Below are 17,864 nucleotides of genomic sequence, written 5' to 3'. Positions count from 1 at the left end.
GTTGAGCGCCTTAAAAGTAGATAATCAGAGTGAGATAGCGAAACAAAAAAATACAAATGACCTCTTTTAGTAGCTAAATCGGGATATTTGAGGGTTGAATGGGCCTGTGTTTGGTCATTTGCCTAGCCACTCTTTAAAACTGCTGATTCGGTCGCCACTCACAAAAACTTCATGCTTACAAGCAGGCATTAGTTCTATTTTTAGTTTACTTCCTGTATACATATGCACAAGTTTTATACTAGATAAAGCTATCAAAAACGAACGATTGATTCTAAAAAACGCATGAGGGTCGAGGAGCTGCATGAGCTTGTCGAGGCTATAATCGAGGGCGAGCCTTTGACCTGAATGAGTGATGAGAAAAGTACCTTTGTCTTCAAATTGAAAATAGGCTATTTCTGTCGTTTTGATAATGAACAATTTTGTACCTACTGTGACCATAAAACGGTCTCTGTAGCTAGGGGAAGCACTTTTTTCTAAAAAATCCAGCATTTGGTTAAAACGAAAAGTAGGAGTGGTAGCACTTCCCCAGATTCGTTCAAACTTCTGTAAAGCGGCGGCGAGTTCGTCGGCATCAATGGGCTTAAGCAAATAGTCTATGCTGTTTACTTTAAATGCCTTCAGCATGTATTCGTTGAAGGCGGTAGTGAATATAATAGGAGTAGTCAGGTTCAAAATTTCGATGATTCGAAAACCAAGGTCATCTTCGAGATGAATATCCAAAAAAATCAGGTCTGGTTTTGGGTTTGTGGTATTCCTAAACCAACTCACCGTTTCCATAACGGACGGAAGTACCGCCAAAACTCGGATAGAGGAATCGTATTTGAGTAGTAGATTTTCTAAGCGAGAGGCCGTGAGTTTTTCGTCTTCTACAATCAATACATTCATGCGATTAATGGGATGCGTACTACAAAAAACTTTTCTGTTTCCTCAATCATAACTGGAAGCTGAGTCAATAGTTTATATCGGTTGACAATATTGTGCAATCCCACCCCCGTGGAGGTTTCGGGCTGTAGTCTGGGCTGTAGCGGGTTTTTGACTACGATGTAGCCGTTTTCCAAAAAAATGTCTACTACGAGGGGCACCCTTTCCGACATTCGATTGTGCTTTACGGTATTTTCAATTAGTAGCTGTAGCGTTAAAGGCGCAATATAGCATTGAGCTGCTTCTTCGGTTGAGATAGAGACATTGACTTTGAGTTTTTTATCGAAACGTGTAAGAAGCAAAAAAACATAAGTTTCAATGAAATCAAGTTCTGATTTTAAGCTAATGTATTCATGTTCGTTTTGTTCCAAAATATAACGATAAGCTTTTGAAAGGCGGTTGACAAAAGTTACCGACAAATCTGAATTGGTTTCAATTAATGAGGATAAAATACTGAAGTTATTAAATAAAAAATGGGGGCTTATCTGATTTTTTAGGGCCGCAAATTGGGCGCGAATATTTTCTTTTTCGAGGCGTTCGGCTTCGATTTGGATATTTTGAAGCTGGCGATAGGTACGGCGATTTGAGGTAAAGTAAAACGCCGATAGCAAAGCCATAAAGGTTAGTCCATTGTTGGACTTTCTTTTATGGTCGCGGGTATAAAAATGAGATAGGGTATTTCCGATAGATTGTTTTTGGACAATACCAAATTGCTTTTCAAGGGCGATTTCGGAGGTATTCCATATTATCCTAAAAACAACATTGAACAATACGGCCAAGCCACAGGCCGTCAAAAAGGTAGCTATTTGGGCGGGGGTCTTTAAATCAAGAAGAAAATTTCGCCCAAACCACCCAAATAGTTGTTGCTGAACCCATTCGATTACGATAATCCAGAGATAAAAAAATAGAAAAATCACAATGAACTCCATCGTCCATAAAGGCAACCGGAGTATCCATGAGACTTGTTCTAAATCATGGATATTGACATATAGGCGCAGTGGGAAATAAATCACCGATATGTTCAACGCTAATTGAGCCTTTTGGCGTAACGAAAGATGGTCAGTATGGTTTGATTTTATCACAACCCCAATATAGAGTAAGGCAGGCTGATTGTCAAATCATTGTGATTGAGTGACCTTTTTAGAAGGTTGAATGCCTTCAACTCCCACGCCACGCTTATTCTTGGGTTTTAACAGTCGGCCAGTTTTTATCGGCTTTTATGATATAGTTTGCACGGTCTTTTTGCCATAATCCAAACACCTTCTTGTTATAATTGAGATACAGCTTGCCGTCTAATACTGTCCATGCTTCAGGGTCAGTAGGGGCTTTGTGGCCATCGGCGGTGCCATAGGCACAGTAGCCCCCGTATTGAGGCGCATATTTTTCGGGGTTGGCTTTGAAATCATTCATGTTTTCTGCACTCGAAAAAAGCCACTTGCCTCCTTTCCACAGATAAGTAAATTGTGTTTGTCCTTTTACGGGAGCTGATTGCTTAAAATAAGCCACTGCATCATAGCCGTTGATGGCAATACTATCTTTCACAAAAATTTCGGATTTTTGAGCTTTTAGGCTTGTCAAAGTCCATACTGAGAGGCAGAAAATAAAAACAAGTCGTTTCATAAGGTCTGTTTTGTTAAATTTTAAAATCTTAACAAAAGTCCGCATCTGTGACGATACCGAATGTCGGCTTCCTGACCAAGAGCCAATATTTTCTATTAGTTTTGTGCCCTTTATGTTTTTATTCACAAATTGAGTAGTTATGAAAAAAACGTTTGCCTTTTTATTTTTAACTTTTTATGGCTTAGTAGCTGTGGCTCAAAACGAAGACTATCCTCATGTGGTAAGTGTGCAGTCGGGGGTGAGCCTTTTTTCGCCGTTTAGAGGTACTATTACTTCTTCGCAAGAATCGTCCGATACTACATTTTCGTTTTCTTCGGGTAGTGCAAGCAATTTCCCCCAACTCAATGTTGCTTACGATTATGGCGTCAACCATTGGTTTTCGATTGGTGGAGCCCTTAGTTACAACAAGACTACCCTTGATTTGAAAGACCTCAAGTCGCGTGAGCAAGACTACGGAAACGTCAAATTAGGTGTTTCCCGCGTGACTCTCGGCGCTAGAGCATTGTTTCATTACGGCAATGCCGGACGGGTAGATATGTATTCGGGTTTCAGATTAGGAATCGGGATTTGGTCAGTAAAGGCCAATTCGAGCGCTTTGGACGATAAGATAGACGAAGTTTTTAAAGAAGCTGGCGGAGGAGGTATTTGGCGGGCGCTTCTAGGAAGTCGTTTAGGAGGAAGTTTTGTAATGCCTCAAGTGCAAGTGATTTTGTTTGGGCTGCGTGGGTATGTTACCGAAAACATTGGTATTAATGGCGAGCTGTCGGTCGGAAGCCCTTATTTTGCTTCTATTGGTGTCAATTATCGCTTTGGAGGAGGATATTGATAGTCAGTCACCTTGGCAACGCTCCAAGCGTTGCCAAGGTTTGATAATGATTAATCTAAAGCAAACTCAATCGGCAGTATTTGTTGTACAGCTACATTTTTGCCACTTTGGCGTCCAGGAACCCACTTTGGAAAAAGGGTTACTACTCTCAAGGCTTCTTCGTCGCAACCATACCCAATACCGGATATTATTTCAGACTTGGAAATTTCTCCATTGCTTCCTACCACAAAACGTACCATTACTTTTCCTGTTATCTTAGCCTGATAAGCTTGGGTAGGATACCGTAAATTATTTTTGAGATATACAGTCAGTGAATCTTGTCCGCCCACGAATTGAGGAGGTGTTTCTACTCGAAGGAAGACCATTTCGGTTTGAGATAAACAACGCATGATTGTTCCAAAATAAGCCACAAATAGCCCTAGAAAGAAAAGTTTTGAAAAAGAAGAGTTCATATTAACAAGGTTTAAAGAATTAGTCTTGAAGAGCAAATACGATAGGCATGTTGAATTTTACTCTCACCGCACGCCCTGATTGTTTGCCGGGTTTCCATTTGGGCATAAGTTTCAGTACCCTTGATGCTTCTTCGTCGCACCCAAAGCCAATTCCCCTCTCTACAGTGATATTTGATAGCGAACCGTCAGGTTCGACCGTAAAACTCATAAACACTTTTCCTTGTATATTGCTACGCTGAGCCATAGGTGGATACTTTAGGTTTTTGATGAGAAAATTTCGCAAGCCTTCCAATCCTCCTACAAACTCCGGTTGTACTTCTATGGGGCCAGTCCATATAGGCTCTTCTGCTTTGACTTCGGCAGGTTGGGTTTTGGTGTCAGGGATATTTTCAGGAGGTGCTACAATTTCGGTAATTTCATCACCCGTACCTTCGACGGTTTCTTGTCCTGGTGCCGCATGTTCAAATTCAGACACTGGAGGGGGGAGTTCTTCTTCTTGGACTTTCTGATCCTGCTTTACTTCGGGCATCAAACTTTTGACGGTCGTTTGCTTGGGGGCTTCAATGGGCTTTTCGGGGAGAGGAATAGGTTTTTCTTTTGGAGGCGGGTCTAGGTGTACGTTTTCAAGCTCAATAGTACGTTTAAACATGTCAACTTCTTCGGGTTTGAGCTGATTATAAACAGTCGGTAAAATAAACATCATCAAAAAAATGCCGACTCCAATCAATACCGCATTTCGTAAAGTGACGGGATACGCTTTGCGTAGGTCATAAGCACCATAAGCACGGTGCCGATTCATAAAAATAATGTCATCAAAAGACATAGCTTCGCTCAGCTCGATAGTGGTCGAGAGGGGGGATAAGGGCGTTTCCATTGCTGCAAGTATGTTGGGTTTAAGTAAGAATGATGACTTTTGGAGGGTCGATGATTGCCTTGATTTTCAATTGTTTAAATGGGTGAGTAGAGTAATTATTTTGATAACTACTATAGATTAAATATAAAATTAGAAGATACTCTAATACAAAATGATCGTCGCTAAGTGTAAAATTGCTGATGTGTCAATTTAGGCGAGCTAAAAAGACCTTGCTAGAAGAGGGAGCCTAAGAAAGTTTTTGAAGGTGGAATTCTTAGTAAAAAGGGCTGTTAATAGGAGTTGAAAACCACAATAATCTCAAACCCTTAGTCTAAAAGACTAAAGTAAATATGATAAGAACCAGTAAACTAACTAAATAGGTACTGTGAGTCGATGAGGAGGACGGTTAAAAACCCAAGTCCCAATGGAGTAAGCCATTCCACAAACCCCTACCATCCACATGATTCCCCATGAGCTGATAAATGACCATTCGCCTTGATTCATTCCCGACAAAAATGCCATCAGCATCATAAAAAGACTTATGCCCAAAATGAGGGCATTGCGTAAGGCCATCGGATAAGATTGGCGTAAGTCATAGGCACCATAAGCTTTGTTACGAAACTCAAAAACGATGTCGTCTAGCGTAGCGGTTTGGAGCTGCTCTTCACTCATTGCTACATCGTGGCGGTAGGTTTCGCGGAGGTATTTGACCGCTTTAGAATTTGCTTCTTGCGTGATTTTTTCCAGAGCTAAGTCAAAATTATATCCTTTCCAGAGGTACTCCTCGGCTTCACAGGCCAGATGATCGAGGAGCTCGGTCAAAAGAGCATCGTTGGTATTGTTCCGAATCAGATGGTCTTGCAACAGGCCTAATTGGTGAGAAGTTAGTTTTTTCATTTCAAAAGTCTTTTAGGAATAAAACAAAAAGGAATCATGCCACATGAAAATGGGCTTTTAGCCCATTGATAGACCTTGTTGGGGCTGTAGAAGAGATTGCATAGCTTCTACAAAGCGTTCAAACTCAGAAACTTTTTGGGCGGCCGAAGCACTCCCACTGGGAGTAAGAGAATAATACTTTCGTAGCCGCCCATCTACTTCTACCGACTCTGTAAGTAGAAATCCTTCTTGCTCAAGTTTATGAAGTACAGGATATAACGCCCCGAAAGTCAGCATTATTTCACCATTTGTACGGTCTTTGACTGATTGGGTGATTTCGTATCCGTACATCCGCCCTCTTTCTGCCAAAAGCTTAAGGACAATTGTTTTGAGAGTACCGCGCAAAAATTCGTTATTACTTGCTTCCATATTAATTGAGATTCTAATTTATGCGAACAAATATATATAAGATTTTTATATATCAAAAGAGAAGGTCACAATTTTTTTTAAATTTATAAAACCCCTAAAATTTTTGCATCAATTTGGGTATATTAAGCGTTATGAATAGAAAAGAGACCAAAGCGGCATGAGAAATCAGTATTACATTGCTGTATGTTTGCTTTTCACAATGAGCATTAAGATGCTGATTGTGCCTGTGATATATTTGGATTTTGAGTTGACCAAACCTTCAATCATCGCTCATTGGGGGGAACATCGTTTTTTGCCGCATCTGCATCATAAAGGAAAGGGCTATTTGGCCAAACAGCTTCAAAAAGTGGCTTTGGAACATGCCAAATCTGCAGCCGAAAAACAAGCATTTACGCTTAAATTGTCATTTTCTGATTTTTTTGAAGGTATTTTCATAAGCCAAACTAGCCTTAAAAAATGGGTGGAAAAAATACCTCCCCATGATATGTATAGTTTGAGACCCATAACCATGTTTTTAGGGGCATTGTTACACCCCCCTAGTGATGAGGGGTTATAATTGGCAAGGCCTTGTTAATTAAATAATTTGACAGCTTGAAATGAAGCGTAAGTTTTTGATAGACAGAGTTTTTTTAAAATATTTTGCTTGTAATTATTTCTAAAATTAGCGTACTAATCTCATGAAAAATAAAATACTTTGGGCAGGTGTGGTGGCATTGCTTGCAGGGCTTTTGAGTCAGTCCTGTAAAACTACTCCTGACCCCACCGAACAAAGCACCCTGACTCTATCTTTTGTACCACGGGTAGGTAGTCAGACTCTAGAAGTGGGAACAGGGAAGTACAAAAACGCCGTAGGAGAGGAGTTTACGGTGACCTCATTTAATTATTTTGTCAGTAATATTTCTCTCAAAAAAGCCGACGGCACTACATTCACGATTCCTCAAGATTCGAGTTATTTTCTCATCAAAGCGACCAATCTTGCGTCCCAAAAAGTGACATTACGTGGAATTCCAACGGGCGATTATACAGAATTAAGATTTGTGATAGGAGTAGATAGTTTACGCAGCACCATGGATATTAGCCGTCGAAAAGGAGTCCTTGACCCAGGAGATGCTACCCACGATGGCGACGGAATGTACTGGTCTTGGAATTCGGGTTATATTTTTATGAAGCTGGAAGGGACTTCGCCAAGCGTAGCTCCCGATGCTGCTGGTAATCAGAAATTTAGATACCATATCGGAGGTTTCGGGGGGTACAATGCCAAAACTTTCAATAATATTCGTCCTGTGGTTTTATCTTTGGGCAGTACAGCCGCCAAAGTAGGACCTACTCAACAGCCTACTATCGAAATAGAGGCAGACATTGCCAAAGTTTTTGAAGGAAAGGAAAAAATTAGTTTAGCCCAGTATCCCACCATTATGGTATCAGACTACTCTACTACTGTGGCCAACAACTATGCATCCATGTTTCGGGTATTGAATGTAAAAGACTAAAGACGTATGAAAAATACGTGGCTGATTTTGTTTTCGTTGGGGCTTTTTGGGTGGGCATCGTGTAGCCGTAGTACCGATGTACCTACCCCCGAACCTCAGCCAGAGCAATTGGAAATGCCTATTCCGACTTATTTTCCCAAAATGGTCTACAATCTATCTTCTAATCCCATCACTTATGATGGGTTTCAGTTGGGTAGGTCGCTTTTTTATGACGGGATCTTGTCGCGCAATGGTACTATTGCTTGCGGCACGTGCCATCAGCAAGCGGTGGCTTTTACGCACCACGGACATGATTTGAGTCACGGTATTGACGACAAAATCGGCATGCGAAATGCGCCTCCCATTCAGAATATGGCATGGGAAAAAACATTTTTCTGGGATGGTGGTGTGCATGATTTGGATTTGTTTCCAATCGCTCCTATCGAAAATCCGGTAGAAATGGACGAAAAGCTTCCGAATGTCTTACAAAAATTGCGCGACAGTAAAAATCCAGATTATCCTCAGCTGTTTAAGAAAGCTTTTGGCACTACCGAAATTACGACCGAGCGTTTTACCAAAGCTTTGTCACAATTTATGGTATTTTTGGTTTCTAATAATTCTCGTTATGACTTGTATTTGCGTGGTACGACCAATGCCCTCACCGCTACTGAAAAAGAAGGTTTAGCGATTTTTAGGCAAAAATGTGGCACTTGTCATGAGGGTGAGTTATTTACAGACCAATCTTTTAGAAACAATGGGCTAAGTATCGCCCGTTCTACCGATGAAGGGCGTTTTAGAATTACGCAAAACCCAGAAGACAGATACAAATTTAAAGTGCCAAGCCTACGCAATGTAGGCTATACCTCACCTTATATGCACGACGGGCGCTTTGCTACCCTCGAACAAGTGCTTGACCATTACGCTCAAAATGTAAAGCAAACGCCTAATTTAGACCCACTGCTTCAGCAAAATAATCAACTTGGTATCTCACTTACTTCCGAAGAAAAGCAAAAAATAATTGCCTTTCTCCGAACACTTTCGGATGAGCAATTTGTAAAAGACTACCGCTTTGCTGACCCAGGTTTTGGGAAGGCGTTTTAGAAAGGAGAGAAAAATATGTGACTTTTGTCATACAACGGTATAAGAGGAGAGTTATCTTTGCGGCTGATTAGTTAGTCCAACACATGAACGGCAAGAAAGTCATAGCTTACTTTTTATTAACACTTATCAGCTTCAAAATGCTGATAGTGCCGTTTGTGTATCTTGACTTTGAGCTACGTAAAGAGTTCATTATCAAAAACCTCTGCGAAAATCGCTTCAAGCCTCAGTTACATTGCGATGGTAAATGTTATCTCGCCAAACAACTCCACAAAGTAGCCGAAGGCCATGCTCGTGAAGAAGCTCAAAAACAAGATGATGCCTTCAAAAAAATCATACAAGATGTGTTCGATGAAGTGGCTTTGACGATTTCATCAGTATCTATAAGTTATTTTGAGCGAATTAATAATGCTCATTATCAGCCTAATCCTACGACCGATTTTACCTCTTCGCTGCTTCGCCCACCTGCATTTGTTTTGTAATGCGTTTGTTTAGTTACTTATTTGATTGAAGTAAGTAAGCTGGATATAATTGATGTTTTAACCCCACGCCTTTGGGCTGGGGTAATGAGAAAATAGCCCCAGTCTAAAGGCTGGAGTTATAATATCTCTTCTAATTGTACGCATATTCATTCAAAGCAAATATTCCATTTTAAATGAAAAAGTCATTCTTATTTTCAGCGCTTATGGCGTTGGCAGTCTCTGTTGTGTTGGTATCGTGTAGCAAAGACGAAGAAATTAGCCCTAATGATAAAAATGCTGTCATCCTCGAATTTGACAACTACGTAGGCAACGAAAAGCTTGTATTGGATACCAAAACTTACAAAAACGCGGCCAATGAAGATTTCACAGTAACAACGCTTAACTATTTTGTAAGCAATATTGTCCTCAAAAAAGCAGACGGTACTGAGGTGAAATTTCCTAACCAATATTTCTTGGTGCGTCAGGCCGATACGAAGTCATTGAATGTCACTTTGAAAGACGTACCAGCCGGCGACTATACGTCTCTCAGCTACGTTATCGGGGTCGATAGCCTCAAAAGTACTTCGGATGTGTCGCAGCGCACAGGTGTGCTTGACCCTGCTTCGTATGGTACAGACAACATGTACTGGTCGTGGAATTCGGGATATATTTTCTTCAAATTAGAAGGAAATTCGTCGGTGGCGACTACGCCTACCAAAAAATTCCAATTCCATGTCGGTGGTTTTGGCGGGATGAATTCAGCCACTGCCAACAATCTCCGCACCGTCACTGTATCCTTTGGGACTACTTCGGCTCAAGTTCGTAAAGATGTAGCGCCTACTGTGCATCTCATTACAGACGTACTTCAGACATTTAGCCAAGGGGTGAGTATTGCCAAAACAAGCGTGGTGATGAACCCGGCGGCCTCAAAACCTATCGTGGACGGTTATACCAAGATGTTTAAAGTAGATCATATCCACAACGACAAAATGTAATCTCATGAACAACTCTCGTTGGCGCCTTGTGGCGGTGTCGCTGAGTTTTATCGGATGGCTTGCTTCTTGCTCTATTTTGGGGGGAGAGGCAAGCCCCGAACCCCTTTTCTCGGTACCTCAGGGTTTTCCCGAACCTACTTATGACCTTAGCAAAAATCCCCTCACCAACGACGGGGTGGCGCTTGGAAAAAAGCTTTTTTATGACGGAATTCTCTCGCGTGATGGTAGCATTTCGTGCGGCGAATGTCATAATCAAAGTCACGCATTTACGCACCACGGGCATGGTTTTAGTCACGGAATAGACGACCAAGAAGGAACACGTAATGCCCAACCGCTGGTCAATTTGGCATGGCAAGATTCGTTTTTTTGGGATGGCGGAGTCTTTGACTTGGATTTGTTTTCGATTGCACCGATTGAAAATCCCCTTGAGATGGACGAAAAAATCGGGAATGTGCTTCAAAAACTGCGGACTCACAAAGACTATCCACGTCTTTTCAAAAAAGCCTATGGGACCGAAGAAATCACCACGGAGCGTTTTCTGAAGGCATTGTCTCAGTTTTTGGTGACGCTCGTTTCGGCCAACGCTAAATATGACCAATACTTGGCAGGCAAGGCGCAATTGACCGCCGATGAAACAGCTGGTTTACAGCTTTTTAAAGACAAGGGATGCGCCAGTTGCCACAGCGGGGTTCTTTTTACCGATCATAGTTTTCGGAGTAACGGGCTCTTACCCGAATACACCGACGATTTAGGGCGCTATCGAATCACCGAAAATCCGCAAGATAAAAACAAATTTAAAGTGCCTACGCTACGCAACATCGAGGTCACTTATCCCTACATGCACGACGGTCGGTTTTTGAATTTGGAAGGGGTATTGGAGCATTATGCGGGTGGTGTAAAAGAAACGGGCAATCTAGACCCACTTTTAAAACAAAACGGGCGCTTCGGAATCGCAATGACCAAAGAAGAACAACAAAAAATTATTGCGTTTCTTAAAACACTGACCGACCAAGAGTTTTTAACCAATCCACGCTTTGCTGCACCATGAGAAATTTAGTTTATGCCTTCTTATTGAGCCTATTGGGAGTACTGCCCACTCATGCCTGCGATGTATGCGGCTGTGGCAATGGTGGTTCTTTTTTTGGTATTTTACCCCAATCACACATGCGATTTGCGGGGGTGCGTTATCGCATCAAAAACTATGAATCCCACCTTGGTAGTACTTTTTTTCGCGCTCGTGAAAACTTCCAAACGGCCGAATTGTGGGCGCGTTTTTATCCTTTCAAACGGACGCAACTGATGGTGTTTGTACCTTATAGTTTGAATACCCAAACACTTTATCGTACCGAGACACCACAGAGAATCAATGGACTAGGGGATGTGTCGGCCTTGTTTCATTACAATATTGTCAATACATTTTGGGATTCTACATCGCATAAAGTGGATCAAACCCTGCTCATTGGGGGAGGAGTAAAAGCCCCTACGGGTAAGTTTCGATATATAGAAGACGGTAGTGAGGTGGCCAATGCCAATTTTCAATTGGGTACGGGCAGTGTCGATTTTGTGTTGAATGCTATTTACAACCTACGTTACCAAAACTGGGGTGCCAACGTAGATGTATCTTATAAAATCAATACGACCAATCCCAATCAATATCGTTTTGCCAATCGTACAAGTGGGTCGATTTCGGTATTTCGGACGGTGTCGTTGTCGTCACTTACTTTGATGCCCAATGCGGGGGTGTATGCGGAGCGTTTTGGATATGATACCAAAAACGGCACTAAAAATACTTTTACGGGAGGAGTTCTTTCTACTGCCAATCTAGGATTTGAGTTGTATTTTAAAAAGATTTCGGCAGGTGTTACATATCAAACGCCTCTTTATCAGCATCTTTCGGACGGAGATTTAAAACTGAAAAATACCACTACGACTCACATTACTTTTATGTTTTAAGAAAGAAAATCGACATAATTGTGAGGTTTGTTACACTCATTTCAAACCAAAACCTATTATCTTTGTATTGATTTTCGCGCCAAAATGCTATTTCGTTTGCGGATAGATATTGCCAAACTAACTCAGCCTCAGATTCGCCGTCTGCGTGGATGGCTTCTTGTGGCCATTGTGGGGGTGATGTGCATCCAAAGTATCTTGACCGCATTGATTGTGTTTTCGCTCGACAATCCCCTTTCTTTCCAAGAGTCTTGCATAAAATCGGAACATAAGGTAAGTAAATCTCAGCAACGCCTTCGGGAACAGTTGCTATCGCTTTTGGATTTTGGACAAGAGCCTACCAAGAAAAAACAAGCGTCGTTGAATCTTTATGTTTTTAATCTTTTTGTGGAAGATGTACAGATTGAAGTCCCTGTTTGCGTTCCGATTGATACCCGAAAGAAAGCCTTGTTTGCTTATTTAGATGGCAAAGGCTTATTGCTTCATCAAAAAATCCCGCACCCTCCGCGCTTTGTTTAATGTAGTCTGGTAAGTTGCTCACAATCAGTTGGTTAGCTTTTTTGTTTTCTCTCTCCTCTGGTAGGGTAGGGCAGAAAACCCATATCTATATGGTTTCATTAAACACTTTATTCTCGTGGATTTTCCAATATTTCACCTCGATTTTTTAGGCAATCGAGCTTTGATTGCCATTATAGCCGTGATTCATGCTATCATCAATCACGCTTTGGCGGTAGGCCTAATGCCCGTAGTGGCCATGCTCGAAATCAAAGGTTTCAGGCTGATGCAAACCAATCCCGAACTAGCCGAAAAATGGGATTCGTTGGCTTACCGAATTTTGTTCGTTGCTTTTCTGATTACGACCACCATTGGTGCGATGACGGGCGTAGGTATTTGGTTTTCGGCTTCGCTGGTCAATCCCGCCTCGATTGCTAGTTTGATTCGCGTCTTTTTTGGGGCTTGGTTTGTCGAATGGATGGTATTTGTGACAGAAGTGGTGTTGATTCTCCTTTATTTCTTGACTTGGAAAAAGCTCAAAGCCAACATGGTAAAGAAATTTAAACATGTTAAGTACGGGCTTTTCTTGTGCTTTTTCTCTTGGATAACAATGGCCATTATTGTTTCCATTTTGGCGTTTATGATGGATACCGGCAACTGGAACAATGACCGTACTTTTATATATGGTTTTGTCAATCCGCTGTATCTACCGCAATTATTGTTTCGTACTCCACTTGCCATGACTATGGGCGGGATGATTGCTTTGTTTTTGACGTTGATTTATACCCGCAAAGACCCCGATTTTCGAAAAAGTGCCCTCCGTTCGATTAGGAAATGGGTGTTGGTATGGGGACCATTAGCGGCGGCGGGAGCCATGCTATACTATTATGTGATTCCCACCAACCTTGTCGGCAACTTACCTGTAGCCATGGGCACGATTGAGTTTCAGAGCTGGTACAGTCAGATTATTGTCATTGTGATTGTGGCGATTGGATTGGTAATCGGAATGGCCAATTGGGCTTACTTCCGCCCCAATACCGCCCCGGCTTGGTTGGCAGCTGTGAGTATTTTGTTGATTGCTGGTTTGATGGGGCATTTTGAGCGCTTGCGCGAATTTATCCGCAAACCGTACGTGATTGGCGAATACATGTATTCCAATGGCTTGCGGGTAGAAGACTATCCATTGCTCAAAAGAGACGGAATCTTGAAACATGCCAATTTTGTGGCCACTAAAGAAGTAACCGACGATAATATGATAGAAGCAGGGCGGGATGTATTTATTCTGACTTGTAGTCGTTGCCACACTGCCAATGGTGCTGTGAACCCTATTGTGGGGAAGTTTACGGTAATGTTTGGAAAAGAGCCTTGGCAGACACCTCAGCTGAAGGGCTACATCAAAAATATGCACTCTGCTCGGTATTTCATGCCACCCTTCCCAGGCAACGACCGCGAGCTAGACGCACTTTGTGCTTTTATCAAAGAACTCCAAACCAATCCGCAGCCAGTGACTGGTGCCCAAGATGGGCTTGGGTTTAACAAACCAAAACCAGCTCAATCTGTCGCAGCTCGTTGATTAAGTTATTCATTCTAAAGATTTTTATCATGTTTTATAGTATTCTTTTGCAAGCTCAAACCACCATTGTTCAAAAAGACATTCCACTGCCCTTACCGGTGCCTGAGTGGTTTTTGGTTTTGATATTGGTATTGATGTTTTTAGTGCACATTCTGTTTATCAATTTCATGGTGGGTGGTTCTATTCTGACGCTAGTTTACCAGTTGCTGGGTCTTCGCAAGCCCGATTACGACAAACTAGCTTATGAAGTAGCCCAGACTATCACCGTCAACAAATCATTGGCAGTGGTAATGGGGATTGCGCCGTTGTTGGCTATTAATACGCTCTATACTACCTATTTCTACACGGCCAATGCCCTCACGGGTTTGATGTGGATTTTGATTATTCCGCTGGTGACGATTGCGTTTTTGCTGCTATATGCGCACAAGTTTATGTGGCATCGCCTCGAAAACAACAAGCTCCTGCACATCAGTATTTTGGCCACTTCGGTAGCGATTTTCTTGTTTGTGCCGTTGATTTTTTTGACCAATGTCAACCTGATGATGTTTCCTGATAAGTGGTCGGTGGTAGAAGGGTTTTTGTCGGCGCTAGTGCTGCCCAATGTTTTCCCCCGTTATCTCCATTTTCTGAATGCGTGTTTGGCGGCATCTGGGCTACTGTTGGTGTGGTATTTTGGTCGTAAAGACTTCGATTTTGAGGTAAAGTTTCCTTCTTTGAGTCGTTACGAAATTCGTAAGAATCTTTATACCGTTACATTTTACGGCTCGGTCGTTCAGTTTTTGGTAGGGCCCATTGTACTCATTACGCTTCCTACCCAAGGTTTGGGTTGGAATGTTCTTACCGTGATTTTGACGGGTGCTTCGATTGCCATTGTCGCTATGGTATGGCTATGGAAAGAAATCACGGGACCGGTAGCTCAGTTTGGGAGGCATTTTACCAAAATCGCCCTTACTATGGGCGTGGTAGTGCTTTTTATGGGTTCAGGACGGCAGCTATACCGCTCCAATGTGATTGACCCACACCGTAAATTGGTCGCTAAGAAAACCGCTGAGTATGAGAAACTTGTCAAAGAAGCGCAAGCCGAAGCTTTGAAACCCAAAAACACCGAAACCGCCACCGCAGCCGCTCATCCTGGTGAAGCTATTTTCCAGATGAACTGCGTAGCTTGTCATCAAGTGAACGAAAAACTCGTAGGGCCAAGTATGGTAGAAGCAGCGGGCATTTACAAAGGCAATATCGCGGGGCTGATAGGCTGGATCAAACAGCCTGGTAAAAAACGTGAAGGCCCTGCCATGCCAGCTCAAGCGCACATAGGGGATGATAAAATCAAACAAGTGGCTCAGTGGATGGATGGGACTTTAAACAGTTTGTGTTAGGCACGTTGTTCTATCGCTTCATCAGTGAAAACTTTACCAATTACATTGAAGGTGGTGATGAAACCATTCAATATGCAAAATTATCAGATGATGTAATAACCCCTGAAATAAAAGATGACGCCATTAAAACAAAAGGCTATTTTATTTATCCAAGTCAACTATTTGTGAATGTTGCTAAAACAGCTAATACAAATCCTAATCTGAATACCGACTTAAAAGCCATTTTTGACGCTATTGAAAGTTCTGCAAACGGTTATCCATCCGAACCAGACATTAAAGGATTATTTGCTGATTTCGACACCACAAGTACACGATTGGGTAATACGGTTGAAAACAAAAACGCTCGTTTAGCTGCTGTTTTGAAAGGCGTAGAAGCATTGAATTTTGGGAATTTTGAAGACAATCAGATTGACCTTTTTGGTGATGCCTATGAGTTTTTGATTTCCAATTATGCCGCCAATGCCGGCAAATCGGGCGGTGAGTTTTTTACACCTCAATGTGTATCGAAGCTGATTGCACAATTGGCTATGCACAAACAGACCACCGTAAATAAAATCTATGACCCTGCGGCTGGTTCGGGTTCTTTATTGTTGCAAGCAAAAAAACATTTCGATAACCATATTATTGAAGAAGGATTCTTTGGGCAAGAAATAAACCATACGACCTATAACTTGGCCCGTATGAATATGTTTTTGCACAATGTCAATTATGACAAGTTTAATATTGCGTTGGGTAATACGCTCACAGACCCACACTATGGCGATGAAAAACCATTCGATGCCATCGTTTCTAATCCGCCCTACTCTATACCGTGGATTGGTGACGGTGACCCTACGCTCATTAACGACGACCGTTTTGCCCCTGCTGGCGTGCTTGCTCCTAAATCTAAGGCCGATTTTGCTTTTGTGCTTCATGCCCTTAGTTATCTATCCAGCAAAGGCAGGGCGGCTTTGGTTTGTTTTCCGGGTATTTTTTACCGTGGTGGGGCTGAACAGAAGATTAGAAAATATTTGGTTGACAACAACTTTGTGGAAACGGTTATCTCTTTGGCTCCCAACCTTTTCTATGGTACTTCTATTGCGGTTACTATTCTGGTACTTTCAAAACATAAGACGGATACCAAAACGCAGTTTATTGATGTAAGTGGCGAAGATTTTTTTAAGAAAGCCACCAATAACAATGTGCTTACTGATACACACATTGAAAAAATCATGGACATTTTCGATAAAAAAGAAGATGTGCCTCATGTCGCTGTTTCTGTTGATAATGTAAAAATTGCCGAAAACGATTATAACCTTTCGGTGAGTTCTTATGTAGAAGCCAAAGACAATAGAGAAAAAGTGGATATTGTGCAATTAAACGCTGAGATTGCCACAACCGTAAAAAAAATAAATGCCCTACGTAGCAGTATTGATGCTATCATTGAAGAAATTGAAGGTTAAACGATGAGCCAAGAAATAAGCCTAAATAAAGAAGAGTACGATAGTATTTTGAAACAAGCGGTTGAGCAAATTCGTACCACCAAGATAATAGTTGCCAAACAATTAAACCGTGCCGCACAATCGGTTTATTGGAATCTTGGTAAGTTGATTTTTGAAAAGCAATTAGCCGAAGGTTACGGCAGTGCTGTGGTCAATCAACTTTCGGTAGACCTCAAAAAAGAATTTCCCGATATGGGCTTATCACCCCGCAATTTGTGGAATATGAAACTATTTTATGAGCGTTACTATCAAGCAGACCAAAAACTGCTACAAGCTGTAGCAGTTTTGCCGTGGGGGCATAATTTGTTGTTAATCAATAAGGTTCAGTCGCTCGAAGCTGTACTTTTTTATGCCAACGAAGCCATAGCCAAAGGCTGGAGCAGAGATTGGTTGCTCAATGCCATCAAAATGGATAGTTTCAGCCATCATCAAATACAAATCAAATCGCACAATTTTAACGAAACACTTCCTGGCATTGATGCAGATTATGCCAACGAAGTGTTTAAAGACCGTTATAACCTTGGCTTTTTGGGTATTACCGAAAAAGTAAAAGAAACGGAGTTGGAAAAACGATTGGTAGAAAAAATTAAAAACTTTGTCTTAGAATTAGGCAAAGGCTTTACATTTATTGGCAACCAATACCGCTTAGAATACAACAACAAAGAGTATTTTGTAGATATGCTTTTTTTTCATCGTGGCTTGCGAAGCTTGGTGGCTATCGAATTGAAAATAGGCAGTTTTAAAGCCGAATATATAGGCAAAATGAATGTATATCTGTCGTTGCTCGATAAATTGGAGAAGGGCGAAACCGAAAACAATTCTATCGGAATTATTCTTTGTGCCGATAAAGACCATCTGGATGTAGAAATTGCCCTCCAAGACATCAATAAACCCATTGGCGTGGCAGAATATCAGCTTTTATTACCAAAAGATCAATTGCAAGACTTGTTGGTAAATGAAATAAAAGCTTATAACAACTAATTATTAAG

General features: G+C 41.6%; 20 protein-coding genes. 13 read left to right on the top strand and 7 right to left on the bottom strand.

Going from position 1 to position 17,864, the window contains the following annotated elements; all coding sequences use genetic code 11:
* Positions 1 to 114: 114 nt before the first annotated feature.
* The 3 genes from G563_RS0119660 to G563_RS0119650 all read right to left on the bottom strand — a co-directional run bounded on the left by G563_RS0119660 (position 115) and on the right by G563_RS0119650 (position 2,541).
* Entirely contained in the window at positions 115 to 885 is a 771-nt protein-coding gene (locus G563_RS0119660) for a LytR/AlgR family response regulator transcription factor (RefSeq protein ID WP_028666806.1), read from the bottom strand.
* Positions 882 to 2,003, bottom strand: a complete 1,122-nt coding sequence (locus G563_RS0119655) for a sensor histidine kinase (RefSeq protein WP_229598537.1) — start codon at positions 2,001 to 2,003, stop codon at positions 882 to 884. The genes G563_RS0119660 and G563_RS0119655 overlap by 4 nt, the downstream gene beginning before the upstream one ends.
* Before the next feature lie 94 nt (positions 2,004 to 2,097).
* Positions 2,098 to 2,541, bottom strand: a complete 444-nt coding sequence (locus G563_RS0119650) for a YHS domain-containing (seleno)protein (protein ID WP_028666804.1) — start codon at positions 2,539 to 2,541, stop codon at positions 2,098 to 2,100.
* Positions 2,542 to 2,680: 139 nt separating this feature from the next.
* Here G563_RS0119650 and G563_RS0119645 point away from each other — a divergent pair, with 139 nt between their 5' ends.
* A complete protein-coding gene (locus G563_RS0119645; protein WP_028666803.1) occupies positions 2,681 to 3,367 on the top strand; it encodes a hypothetical protein in 687 nt (228 codons plus the stop codon).
* Between the two features lie 50 nt (positions 3,368 to 3,417).
* Here G563_RS0119645 and G563_RS0119640 read toward each other — a convergent pair whose 3' ends face one another.
* From G563_RS0119640 to G563_RS0119625, 4 genes are all read right to left on the bottom strand, one after another.
* Positions 3,418 to 3,819 carry an energy transducer TonB gene (locus G563_RS0119640; protein ID WP_028666802.1) on the bottom strand — a complete coding sequence of 134 codons (402 nt, stop codon included), beginning with the start codon at positions 3,817 to 3,819 and terminating at the stop codon, positions 3,418 to 3,420.
* Between the two features lie 19 nt (positions 3,820 to 3,838).
* The gene (locus G563_RS0119635) at positions 3,839 to 4,693 is read right to left on the bottom strand and encodes an energy transducer TonB (protein WP_051211086.1); all 855 of its coding nucleotides are present in this window, start codon (positions 4,691 to 4,693) and stop codon (positions 3,839 to 3,841) included.
* 351 nt (positions 4,694 to 5,044) lie between these two features.
* Positions 5,045 to 5,569: a hypothetical protein gene (locus tag G563_RS0119630; RefSeq protein WP_028666800.1), complete on the bottom strand. Its 525-nt coding sequence runs from the start codon at positions 5,567 to 5,569 to the stop codon at positions 5,045 to 5,047.
* Between the two features lie 57 nt (positions 5,570 to 5,626).
* On the bottom strand, positions 5,627 to 5,977 hold the full coding sequence (locus G563_RS0119625) for a PadR family transcriptional regulator (RefSeq protein WP_028666799.1): 351 nt from the start codon (positions 5,975 to 5,977) through the stop codon (positions 5,627 to 5,629).
* A 157-nt stretch (positions 5,978 to 6,134) separates the two neighbouring features.
* On the opposite strand from G563_RS0119625, the gene G563_RS0119620 reads away from it, so the two are divergent.
* From G563_RS0119620 to G563_RS0119565, 12 genes are all read left to right on the top strand, one after another.
* Positions 6,135 to 6,533: a hypothetical protein gene (locus G563_RS0119620; protein ID WP_169579792.1), complete on the top strand. Its 399-nt coding sequence runs from the start codon at positions 6,135 to 6,137 to the stop codon at positions 6,531 to 6,533.
* A 121-nt stretch (positions 6,534 to 6,654) separates the two neighbouring features.
* Positions 6,655 to 7,467, top strand: a complete 813-nt coding sequence (locus tag G563_RS0119615; protein ID WP_028666797.1) for an MbnP family protein — start codon at positions 6,655 to 6,657, stop codon at positions 7,465 to 7,467.
* Between the two features lie 6 nt (positions 7,468 to 7,473).
* A complete protein-coding gene (locus G563_RS0119610; protein WP_028666796.1) occupies positions 7,474 to 8,547 on the top strand; it encodes a cytochrome-c peroxidase in 1,074 nt (357 codons plus the stop codon).
* A gap of 83 nt (positions 8,548 to 8,630) precedes the next feature.
* Positions 8,631 to 9,026 (top strand): hypothetical protein, encoded by a 396-nt coding sequence (locus G563_RS35355; protein WP_051211085.1) that lies wholly within the window; start codon positions 8,631 to 8,633, stop codon positions 9,024 to 9,026.
* A 173-nt stretch (positions 9,027 to 9,199) separates the two neighbouring features.
* The gene (locus G563_RS0119600) at positions 9,200 to 10,000 is read left to right on the top strand and encodes an MbnP family protein (RefSeq protein WP_028666795.1); all 801 of its coding nucleotides are present in this window, start codon (positions 9,200 to 9,202) and stop codon (positions 9,998 to 10,000) included.
* Between the two features lie 4 nt (positions 10,001 to 10,004).
* A complete protein-coding gene (locus G563_RS35350; protein WP_037327556.1) occupies positions 10,005 to 11,048 on the top strand; it encodes a cytochrome-c peroxidase in 1,044 nt (347 codons plus the stop codon).
* Positions 11,045 to 11,953: a hypothetical protein gene (locus tag G563_RS0119590; protein WP_028666794.1), complete on the top strand. Its 909-nt coding sequence runs from the start codon at positions 11,045 to 11,047 to the stop codon at positions 11,951 to 11,953. Before G563_RS35350 ends, G563_RS0119590 begins: the two co-directional genes overlap by 4 nt.
* 27 nt (positions 11,954 to 11,980) lie before the next feature.
* Positions 11,981 to 12,469, top strand: a complete 489-nt coding sequence (locus G563_RS0119585) for a hypothetical protein (protein ID WP_028666793.1) — start codon at positions 11,981 to 11,983, stop codon at positions 12,467 to 12,469.
* Between the two features lie 115 nt (positions 12,470 to 12,584).
* Complete coding sequence (locus tag G563_RS35345) at positions 12,585 to 14,018, top strand: c-type cytochrome (protein WP_051211084.1); 1,434 nt, start codon at positions 12,585 to 12,587, stop codon at positions 14,016 to 14,018.
* A 29-nt stretch (positions 14,019 to 14,047) separates the two neighbouring features.
* The gene (locus G563_RS0119575; RefSeq protein ID WP_028666792.1) at positions 14,048 to 15,394 is read left to right on the top strand and encodes a c-type cytochrome; all 1,347 of its coding nucleotides are present in this window, start codon (positions 14,048 to 14,050) and stop codon (positions 15,392 to 15,394) included.
* Positions 15,361 to 16,836, top strand: a complete 1,476-nt coding sequence (locus G563_RS35340) for a type I restriction-modification system subunit M (RefSeq protein ID WP_084650917.1) — start codon at positions 15,361 to 15,363, stop codon at positions 16,834 to 16,836. The genes G563_RS0119575 and G563_RS35340 overlap by 34 nt, the downstream gene beginning before the upstream one ends.
* Positions 16,837 to 16,839: 3 nt before the next feature.
* Complete coding sequence (locus G563_RS0119565) at positions 16,840 to 17,856, top strand: PDDEXK nuclease domain-containing protein (RefSeq protein WP_028666791.1); 1,017 nt, start codon at positions 16,840 to 16,842, stop codon at positions 17,854 to 17,856.
* The last annotated feature ends 8 nt before the right edge of the window (positions 17,857 to 17,864 follow it).

The sequence above is a fragment of the Runella zeae DSM 19591 genome, from assembly GCF_000423565.1.
Classification (GTDB): Bacteria; Bacteroidota; Bacteroidia; order Cytophagales; family Spirosomataceae; genus Runella; species Runella zeae.
This window is presented reverse-complemented; position numbering and strand designations above follow the sequence as displayed.

What these genes read in the sequence shown, in the direction of transcription:
- G563_RS0119645 (WP_028666803.1), top strand. Translation starts at nt 2,681, where the DNA reads ATGAAAAAAACGTTTGCCTTTTTATTTTTAACTTTTTATGGCTTAGTA.
- G563_RS35355 (WP_051211085.1), top strand. Translation starts at nt 8,631, where the DNA reads ATGAACGGCAAGAAAGTCATAGCTTACTTTTTATTAACACTTATCAGC.
- G563_RS0119615 (WP_028666797.1), top strand. Translation starts at nt 6,655, where the DNA reads ATGAAAAATAAAATACTTTGGGCAGGTGTGGTGGCATTGCTTGCAGGG.
- G563_RS0119635 (WP_051211086.1), bottom strand. Translation starts at nt 4,693, where the DNA reads ATGGAAACGCCCTTATCCCCCCTCTCGACCACTATCGAGCTGAGCGAA.
- G563_RS0119590 (WP_028666794.1), top strand. Translation starts at nt 11,045, where the DNA reads ATGAGAAATTTAGTTTATGCCTTCTTATTGAGCCTATTGGGAGTACTG.
- G563_RS0119620 (WP_169579792.1), top strand. Translation starts at nt 6,135, where the DNA reads ATGAGAAATCAGTATTACATTGCTGTATGTTTGCTTTTCACAATGAGC.
- G563_RS0119575 (WP_028666792.1), top strand. Translation starts at nt 14,048, where the DNA reads ATGTTTTATAGTATTCTTTTGCAAGCTCAAACCACCATTGTTCAAAAA.
- G563_RS35350 (WP_037327556.1), top strand. Translation starts at nt 10,005, where the DNA reads ATGAACAACTCTCGTTGGCGCCTTGTGGCGGTGTCGCTGAGTTTTATC.
- G563_RS0119660 (WP_028666806.1), bottom strand. Translation starts at nt 885, where the DNA reads ATGAATGTATTGATTGTAGAAGACGAAAAACTCACGGCCTCTCGCTTA.
- G563_RS0119650 (WP_028666804.1), bottom strand. Translation starts at nt 2,541, where the DNA reads ATGAAACGACTTGTTTTTATTTTCTGCCTCTCAGTATGGACTTTGACA.
- G563_RS0119640 (WP_028666802.1), bottom strand. Translation starts at nt 3,819, where the DNA reads ATGAACTCTTCTTTTTCAAAACTTTTCTTTCTAGGGCTATTTGTGGCT.
- G563_RS0119610 (WP_028666796.1), top strand. Translation starts at nt 7,474, where the DNA reads ATGAAAAATACGTGGCTGATTTTGTTTTCGTTGGGGCTTTTTGGGTGG.
- G563_RS0119630 (WP_028666800.1), bottom strand. Translation starts at nt 5,569, where the DNA reads ATGAAAAAACTAACTTCTCACCAATTAGGCCTGTTGCAAGACCATCTG.
- G563_RS0119565 (WP_028666791.1), top strand. Translation starts at nt 16,840, where the DNA reads ATGAGCCAAGAAATAAGCCTAAATAAAGAAGAGTACGATAGTATTTTG.
- G563_RS0119600 (WP_028666795.1), top strand. Translation starts at nt 9,200, where the DNA reads ATGAAAAAGTCATTCTTATTTTCAGCGCTTATGGCGTTGGCAGTCTCT.
- G563_RS0119625 (WP_028666799.1), bottom strand. Translation starts at nt 5,977, where the DNA reads ATGGAAGCAAGTAATAACGAATTTTTGCGCGGTACTCTCAAAACAATT.